This is a genomic window from Bacteroides sp. CAG:189 (assembly GCF_000432295.1).
In the GTDB taxonomy this organism is placed as follows: Bacteria; Bacteroidota; Bacteroidia; order Bacteroidales; family Bacteroidaceae; genus Bacteroides; species Bacteroides salyersiae.
Map to the genome: position 1 here is coordinate 26,841 of NZ_HF991075.1, position 8,135 is coordinate 34,975.

Annotated in this window: 6 protein-coding genes; all 6 read right to left on the bottom strand. The window is 41.0% G+C overall.

From position 1 onward, the window contains the following. Window positions 1-14 precede the first annotated feature (14 nt). The 6 genes from QVP90_RS11225 to QVP90_RS11250 all read right to left on the bottom strand — a co-directional run bounded on the left by QVP90_RS11225 (window position 15) and on the right by QVP90_RS11250 (window position 7,946). Complete coding sequence (locus QVP90_RS11225; protein ID WP_021936462.1) at window positions 15-1,469, bottom strand: lipopolysaccharide biosynthesis protein; 1,455 nt, start codon at window positions 1,467-1,469, stop codon at window positions 15-17. Window positions 1,470-1,575: 106 nt separating this feature from the next. Further along, the gene (locus QVP90_RS11230) at window positions 1,576-2,361 is read right to left on the bottom strand and encodes a glycosyltransferase family 2 protein (RefSeq protein ID WP_021936463.1); all 786 of its coding nucleotides are present in this window, start codon (window positions 2,359-2,361) and stop codon (window positions 1,576-1,578) included. A 14-nt stretch (window positions 2,362-2,375) separates the two neighbouring features. Next, window positions 2,376-4,301, bottom strand: coding sequence for a polysaccharide biosynthesis protein (locus tag QVP90_RS11235; protein WP_021936464.1), 1,926 nt, complete (start codon window positions 4,299-4,301; stop codon window positions 2,376-2,378). 171 nt (window positions 4,302-4,472) lie between these two features. After that, window positions 4,473-5,522: a polysaccharide biosynthesis protein gene (locus tag QVP90_RS11240; RefSeq protein WP_021936465.1), complete on the bottom strand. Its 1,050-nt coding sequence runs from the start codon at window positions 5,520-5,522 to the stop codon at window positions 4,473-4,475. A 24-nt stretch (window positions 5,523-5,546) separates the two neighbouring features. Continuing rightward, window positions 5,547-6,755 carry a polysaccharide biosynthesis C-terminal domain-containing protein gene (locus QVP90_RS11245; RefSeq protein WP_021936466.1) on the bottom strand — a complete coding sequence of 403 codons (1,209 nt, stop codon included), beginning with the start codon at window positions 6,753-6,755 and terminating at the stop codon, window positions 5,547-5,549. Between the two features lie 3 nt (window positions 6,756-6,758). Then, window positions 6,759-7,946 (bottom strand): UDP-N-acetyl glucosamine 2-epimerase, encoded by a 1,188-nt coding sequence (locus QVP90_RS11250; RefSeq protein ID WP_021936467.1) that lies wholly within the window; start codon window positions 7,944-7,946, stop codon window positions 6,759-6,761. Between the last annotated feature and the right edge of the window lie 189 nt (window positions 7,947-8,135).

Below are 8,135 nucleotides of genomic sequence, written 5' to 3' on the forward strand. Positions count from 1 at the left end.
TATTTGAAGAACTCTCATTTCATTAATTTGTTCTTATAAATTGCTTTTGCATTTTCAACTATGAATAGCATTGCCTCAAACTTCAAGATATATGCTAATATTGAATATGTACACATTCCTATCATGCCACCTATAATAATAGTAAGAACATTATTTATACCTGACAATGTTACAAGGTATACAACAACTGCTGTAACTGAAGATAAAATAATTGCAGGCGCAATATCACTAATGTGCTCTCTTGCAGAATATCCAATTAGCCTATTATTGTAACTACCCGTTATTATGAGAGTAGAAATAGCAGCAAAAGAACCTGCCGTGACCATTACATAGAGGTTGACTAACGAACCTGTAAAAATTAAAACTATGGCAACTATATTTGACCACATTGTCGTTTTTAAAAACAGATCACTATGTCCAAGAGTTGTTTGTATTGATTGATTCAAAACACTAATAGGAGATATACTTAATGTTATACAAACAATGCGCATAAAAGGTACTGCAGGTAACCACTTTTCTCCTAATAACAGACTTATAACATTTGGAGCTAAAGCAAACATCATTGCAGCAAGAAAGAACACAACAAAAGAAATCATGCGTTCTGATCGTCTAATAACCATCTTATGTCGTTCCTTGTCATTTTGCAAAGACGATAGTGCCGGAAACAAAACTCCATTAACCGAATTGGCTGCAGCATCAATTATTGTATTAGGTAACAATTGGCCTCGATTATAATAACCCAGATCCGCCGCAGTATAGCGTTTTCCTATCACAATATTATAAAGATTATTGTATAAAACAATAATAATGGAACCGACTAGGATTTTTGAGCCATAACTGAAAAGTTCTCTAATACGAATAAAAGAGAACTGTACTTTGGGTCTCCAACCTACCAACAACCAAAGTCCTATAAGACTGCAAAACCGTCCAACCAACTGAGATGATACTATACTCCACACACCAAAACCAGTGTAGGCCATACAAACACCAGTAATTGATGAACAAATAGCTCCTGTGATATTGATATAGAAGTTCAAATTAAACTTCATTTCCCGCACCAGCATTGACTGCTGTACACAACCAAATGCCATAAATATAATCTGGAGCGACAACACTCGAAGTAATATAGTCAATTGTGGTATCTTGTAGAATGAAGCCACAAATGGAGCACAAAGGAAGACTATCAAATAAATAATTAGACTAACCCCTATATTTAAATAAAACACAGAACTGCAATCAATATCATCAATGTTCTTCCGTTGAATTAGAGCATTTCCAAAACCACTGTCTATAAGAAGATTTGACAATGAAATAAAAACCCCCAATAGAGCAATAGTTCCAAAATCTTCAGGACATAACAATCTTGCAAGAATAATAGAGACTATAAACTGTACAGCTTGAGTTCCTAACTTTTGGACATACTGCCATATTACTCCAGTTAATACATTTTTTTTTAATGATTCCGACATCTGTTACTCCTGAAAAGCATCCATTATTTTTTTGAAAATTCTCGCCCCTGCTCCCCAATTGAGGTTTTGTTGGTAGTATTCAAGTAGACGATTATACTTTCGCCATTTAAAAATGTTTCCTGTTAAACCACTGTATTGTGCGAATAATGAATTTTATCAAAGATTGCTCCCGACTCTTCGTGCTTTTTACCCAAATAAAGTATGAAGAATAACCATCAAATAATTCATCCGCTACTCGTTTTGGCATAGACTTATAAATAAAATCCTTACGTTCCGATAGTTCTTTCTCTTTCTGGGCTCCAGATATGCCACCAGAATAAAAAACGGACAACAACTTATCAATATGCTGGTAAGTACAGCTCTCATGTATTAAAGCACGAAACATAAAAGCCCAATCTGAAATAATGTTGTATGACTCATCATAACGCAGGCGTTTCATTAAGTCCGTTTTAATTAGTGTAGATGGGTGTGGTAAACTTGTTGAAAGCATGTATGAACATGTAACCTCCTCAGGTGGACAATATAATGATTTGATATCATCATCAGTAATAATATTGGCAATAGCAAGATCTGCAATAGGCTGTTCAGCCATCACATTCGCCAATGCAGTTGGCGAATAAAGACAGTCGCCAGAATTGATAAATAAACAATATTCGCCAGTTGCATGATCAACCCCCTTATTCATTGCATTGTATATGCCCTTATCAGTCTCAGAAACCCAATAGGCAATCTTGTCTGAATATTGTTCGATAATTTCTTTAGATCCATCTTCTGAACCTCCGTCAATAACGATATGCTCGATTGCTGGATATGTCTGATTTTGAATGCTCTTAATTGTCTTCTCAAGACCGACTGCATTCTTATATGAAATAGTTATAATAGATACTTTCATATACGTTAGTAGATCTAATTCATCAATTTATCCAAAACTTCGTACTTACTTTGTTTACTTTTGAACTCTGGTACTATCTCCTTCATTTTCTTGACAATAGCCATATCATCGTGAGAGAAAGAGAGTTCAAAGAGTTCGTCCTCATTTCGTTTTGCAACTTCATAGTCGTTCTCACGCACATTAGCTATCATAATCTTTGGATGATGGGTAGGCTTTGTGCCCTCAGCATCGTTGAGTACCTCTTCATAGAGTTTCTCGCCATCACGAAGGCCGATAAACTTGATATCAATGCCTTTGACACCGGAAAGGGCAATCATGCGTTTTGCCAGATCCACAATCTTAACAGGTTCACCCATATCGAAAACAAAAATCTCGCCTCCTTTACCCATGGTTCCTGCCTCAAGTACCAACTTACATGCCTCTGAAATAAGCATGAAGAAGCGGATAATATCAGGATGGGTAACAGTAAGCGGACCACCTTTCTTTATCTGCTCACGGAAGAGAGGGATTACAGAACCATTTGAACCAAGAACATTACCGAAGCGTGTTGTAACGAATTGAGTATTACCTTTCACTTTGCCCTCCACAATGGCTTTATTAAGAGCCTGACAGTAGATTTCACAAATGCGCTTGCTACACCCCATCACATTGGTTGGATTGACCGCCTTATCAGTAGAGATCATCACAAACTTCTTTGTGCCGTACTTAACAGCTAAATCAGCAATCACACACGTACCGTTCACATTGTTACGGACTGCCTGTGCAGGATTATCCTCCATCATTGGAACATGCTTGTAAGCCGCAGCATGGAAGACATATTCTGGACGATACTCGGAAAAAAGCTTCTCCATGTACACCTTGTCAGTAATGCTGGCAACAACAGTTTCACTCCTAACATCCGAGAATTGGCGTGCCATCATCAGACGGATATCGTGCATAGGGGTCTCAGCCTGATCTACCAAAATCATTTCAGCCGGTTTGTAAGGAGCCACCTGACGAACCATCTCAGAACCAATACTACCTGCTGCACCAGTGATAAGCACACGCTTCCCATTAAACATTGCGCCAATTGCATCCATATCGACCTCTATTTTCTCGCGAGGCAGGAGATCTTCAATTTCCACCTCGCGGAGATTATGATGGGACAAATCGGACTTACCGTCCCACTCTTCAGCTGGAGGAAGCATCATAATCTTGATGTTGTGTGCAAGAAGATCGTTGATCAGTTCCTGACGATGACTGAAGTGATCTACCTGCAAGGGGCTGACAATAAGGATCTCTGCTCCCTTCTCCCGCATATGACCTACCAGACGAGGACTGTCGTGACGCACGAGGACTCCCATGAGGTATTTAGAGTATAAGTCTTCGTCCGGTGTAACAAAACCCACCACCTTATACTGTAAAGGATTTTGGTTTTGGATGCTCTTTGCAAGACTTACGCCACCTGCCTGCACACCATAGATAAAAACCTTCTTAGTGTTATCATCATCACGGAATGCATCATATAGTCGCTTCACAAACACACGCTCAATCCAAAGCAGAAGGGTGGAGAGTGCACACATAAGGACACATGCCACCATATTGGGCATGATGATAGATTCTATACCCACTTTTCCTAAACCAAATGAAGCAAGAGCTACCAATCCCAAACCCGTAACAGTAGCAAGCGCTACATGCTGTAGGTCAACAAAAGACGAAAAGCGTACGATACCTGTATAAGTATGGAAACACCTGAAAGCAACCACATAAAGAACAGTAAATATAAGTAGTCCTAATGTCAGTGGCCAAAACGATTGGGCAAAGGTGAACCCACCCATAGTAATGTATGTAGCTGCATATCCGGCTACCATCACATTAATAGAATCAAGCAGAAGGATTCCCCAATAAGGCAATGCCTTTTTAGAAAAATACCATTTGGATATCTGAAAAAAAATATTCATTATTTTACTAATTTTCGTACTGGTAGGTGGTGTTGAACCACTTCCTCAAAGAATACCTGTACTACCAGTTGTGTAAAAGCAGTCCAAGAGACTTTCGTTTTGAAAAGTTGCAAAACGAGACGGCAGTATCTACCTAACGGCCTTATTATGAGTATTATCGCAACTCATTTCTTACTGTACAAAATTATCTTCGCCACTCAACTCTTTCTGAATGTACTCAAGAGCAGCGATTTTGGTCTTTGTTTCCTCAACAGTCAACATGCGGGTGTTGTTACTGTTGAACTCAGTGAGAACATTGCGTTCAATCTCTCCTTCCTTAAAGAATTTGTCGTAATTCAATCCGCGATTGTCAGCAGGAACTCGATAGAAGTCGCCCATATCTTCAGCCTTGGCACATTCCTCGTTAGTGAGAAGTGTCTCATACATCTTCTCGCCATGACGGATACCAATGACTTTGATGTCTTCTTTCTTACCACCAAAGAGTTCGCAAACAGCCTCTGCCTGAGTTCGAATGGTACAAGCAGGAGCCTTCTGTACAAGGATGTCACCATTCTGACCGTGCTCGAAAGCGAAGAGGACGAGGTCGACTGCTTCCTCGAGGGACATGATGAAACGAGTCATCTTTGGTTCGGTAAGAGTAATAGGATTACCTTTGTGGATCTGGTCAATCCACAAAGGAATGACGGAACCACGTGAACACATAACATTCCCATAACGGGTACAACAGATCTTGGTATTGCCTGAGTAGCGGCTCTTTGCAACGGCAATCTTCTCCTCAATAGCCTTGGTGATCCCCATGGCGTTGATAGGATATGCAGCTTTATCAGTCGAGAGACAGATAACAGCACCCACACCTGCCTCAATGGCTGCAGTCAGCACGTTATCGGTACCGATGACATTGGTCTTGACGGCCTCCATAGGGAAGAATTCACAAGAGGGTACCTGCTTGAGGGCAGCAGCATGAAAGATGTAATCGACTCCCGGCATTGCATTCTTACATGACTGGAGGTTGCGGACATCACCAATAAAGAACTTAATTTTATGCGCAACCTCTGGAAATTTTACCTGATATTCGTGACGCATGTCATCTTGCTTCTTTTCATCACGAGAGAAGATACGAATCTCAGCAATATCAGTGCGAAGGAAGCGGTTGAGGACTGCATTGCCAAAGGAACCAGTACCACCGGTTATCATGAGGGTTTTACCTGCGAAAATTGACATACTATATAATGATTTTATCGTTTATTATTCTTTTACTACTTTGTCAAAGAAAGTATCCGAACGATTCGGATCAAATATTTCGTTACAGTACATTACTGTAACCAAATCCTGAGTTTCACTCAGATTTATGATATTGTGGGTATAGCCGGGGAGCATGATAACACTTTGAATCTTATCTCCACTTACCTCATAGTTCAAGATTTCATCCGCACCTTCCTTGCGAAGCTGAATCAAGCCATGACCACTTACTACGATGAACTGCTCCCACTTAGTATGATGCCAATGTTCACCTTTAGTGATTCCTGGCTTACTGATATTGATACTTACCTGGCCACAGTTGAGAGTGTGAATAAGTTCGGTGAAACTGCCACGAGGATCCACATTCATCTTGAAGTCAAAGATGGCTTTCTCCTTAGGAAGATAGCTAAGATAAGTGCTGCACAGACGCTTTGCAAATGAACCAGCTGGAATCTCTGGAATCATCAGAGTCTTTGGCATCTCCGCAAACTGATGCAAGAGTTCGACTATCTCACCTAACTTTACGTGATGGGTGACAGGTGCAGCACAGTAACGACCATCAGAAGTGAAGACTGTTTCTACGCCATTAAACTCGCAATGATGCTCTTCGCCTTTCAACGCGCAAATCATTTCCTCAACAAGGTCATCGATATAAAGAAGTTCCATATCTACTGATGGATCATTGACTGTGATGGGGAGATCATTGGCGATGTTGTTGCAGAAAGTGGCTACAGCTGAGTTGTAATTAGGCCGGCACCACTTGCCATAGAGATTCGGGAAGCGATAAACCAATACCTTGGCACCAGTCTCTTTGCCATACTGGAACATGAGCTCCTCGCCAGCCTTCTTGCTCTTGCCATATTCCGAAGTACCGAAGCGACCTGCAAGAGTAGCTTGGATAGAACTGCTGATCATAACAGGACAGTTGTTCTTGTACTTCTTGAGAGTATTCAAGAGAACTGTAGCAAAACCGAAGTTGCCTTCCATGAACTCCTTTGGATCTTGCGGACGGTTGACACCGGCAAGGTTGAAGACGAAGTTACAATCCTTACACCAAGCATCCAAATCCTCTGGAGTTGAGTCTATATCATACTCATATACTTCAGAGATAGTCAGATTGCCATAGCACTTTACCTTACCATCCTTGATGTTGTTGAGTTGAGCACAAAGGTTCTTACCGACAAAGCCTTTTGCTCCGGTTACCAATACTTTCATCTTTTATATTCCTTCTTTACGCCAAACCATCTTGTTGACTACACCTACATAAGACTGGATAATCTTAACCACTTTGGTAGATATTGAATCGGTATAGTCAAGAACCGGGATACCATAATTACCATCGGTATTGAGATCTACGGCAAGCTCAACCGACTGGAGAAGCCCCTTGGTATCAATACCTGAGAGAACAAAGCAACCTTTGTCAAGGGCTTCCGGACGCTCCGTAGAAGTACGGATGCAGACGGCAGGAAAAGGATGTCCTACAGATATGAAGAAGCTTGACTCCTCAGGGAGTGTACCGGAGTCAGACACTACACAGTATGCATTCATCTGAAGGCAGTTATAGTCATGAAATCCAAGAGGCTCCTGCTGCATGACACGTTTGTCAAGTTGGAAGCCTGATACTGCCAGACGATTACGTGAACGTGGATGGCAAGAGTAGAGAATAGGCATATCGTACTTCTCCGCCATCCTGTTGATAGCGGTAAAGAGTGATATAAAGTTCTTTTCTGTATCAATATTCTCTTCACGATGGGCAGAGAGAAGGATGTACTTACCTTTCTCGAGACCAAGACGCTTGTGTACATCAGATGCTTCGATCTCTGCAAGGTTCTCATGAAGTACCTCTGCCATAGGGGAACCGGTGACGTATGTACGTTCACGTGGGAGTCCGCATTCTGCGAGGTAACGACGTGCATGCTCGGAGTAGCACATATTGACATCGGAGATGATATCTACGATCCGACGATTTGTCTCCTCAGGGAGACATTCGTCCTTACAACGGTTGCCGGCTTCCATGTGGAAGATCGGGATATGAAGACGCTTCGCACTAATTACACTCAGACAAGAATTAGTATCGCCAAGTACGAGAACTGCGTCAGGCTTGGTTGCTAACATCAATTTATAAGATGCGTTGATAATATTGCCACAAGTTGCACCAAGGTCATCACCCACGGCATCCATGTAAACTTCAGGATCCTTAAGCTTGAGATCATGGAAGAATACTCCATTGAGATTGTAATCGTAATTCTGACCTGTGTGGGCAAGAATTACATCAAAATACTTACGACACTTGTTGATAACTGCTGCGAGACGGATAATCTCCGGCCGTGTACCAACAATGATGAGTAACTTAATCTTGCCATTGTCCTGGAAATGAACATCGGAATAGTCTGTACGTAATTCCATATTCGTATCTTTATTTGTTATTATCGTAGATCAATAAAAAATCAGAGTTTGAAAAACGTGGAAAAGTTATTTTACCAAATGTGTCGCAAGCATTTGGCTTTTATGAACGTTTCAAAAAACGGGAGAAAAGATTCTTCAAGCTTTTACGCTTTCTGTTATGGCTATGACTCTCGTTTCCATAACCATAAC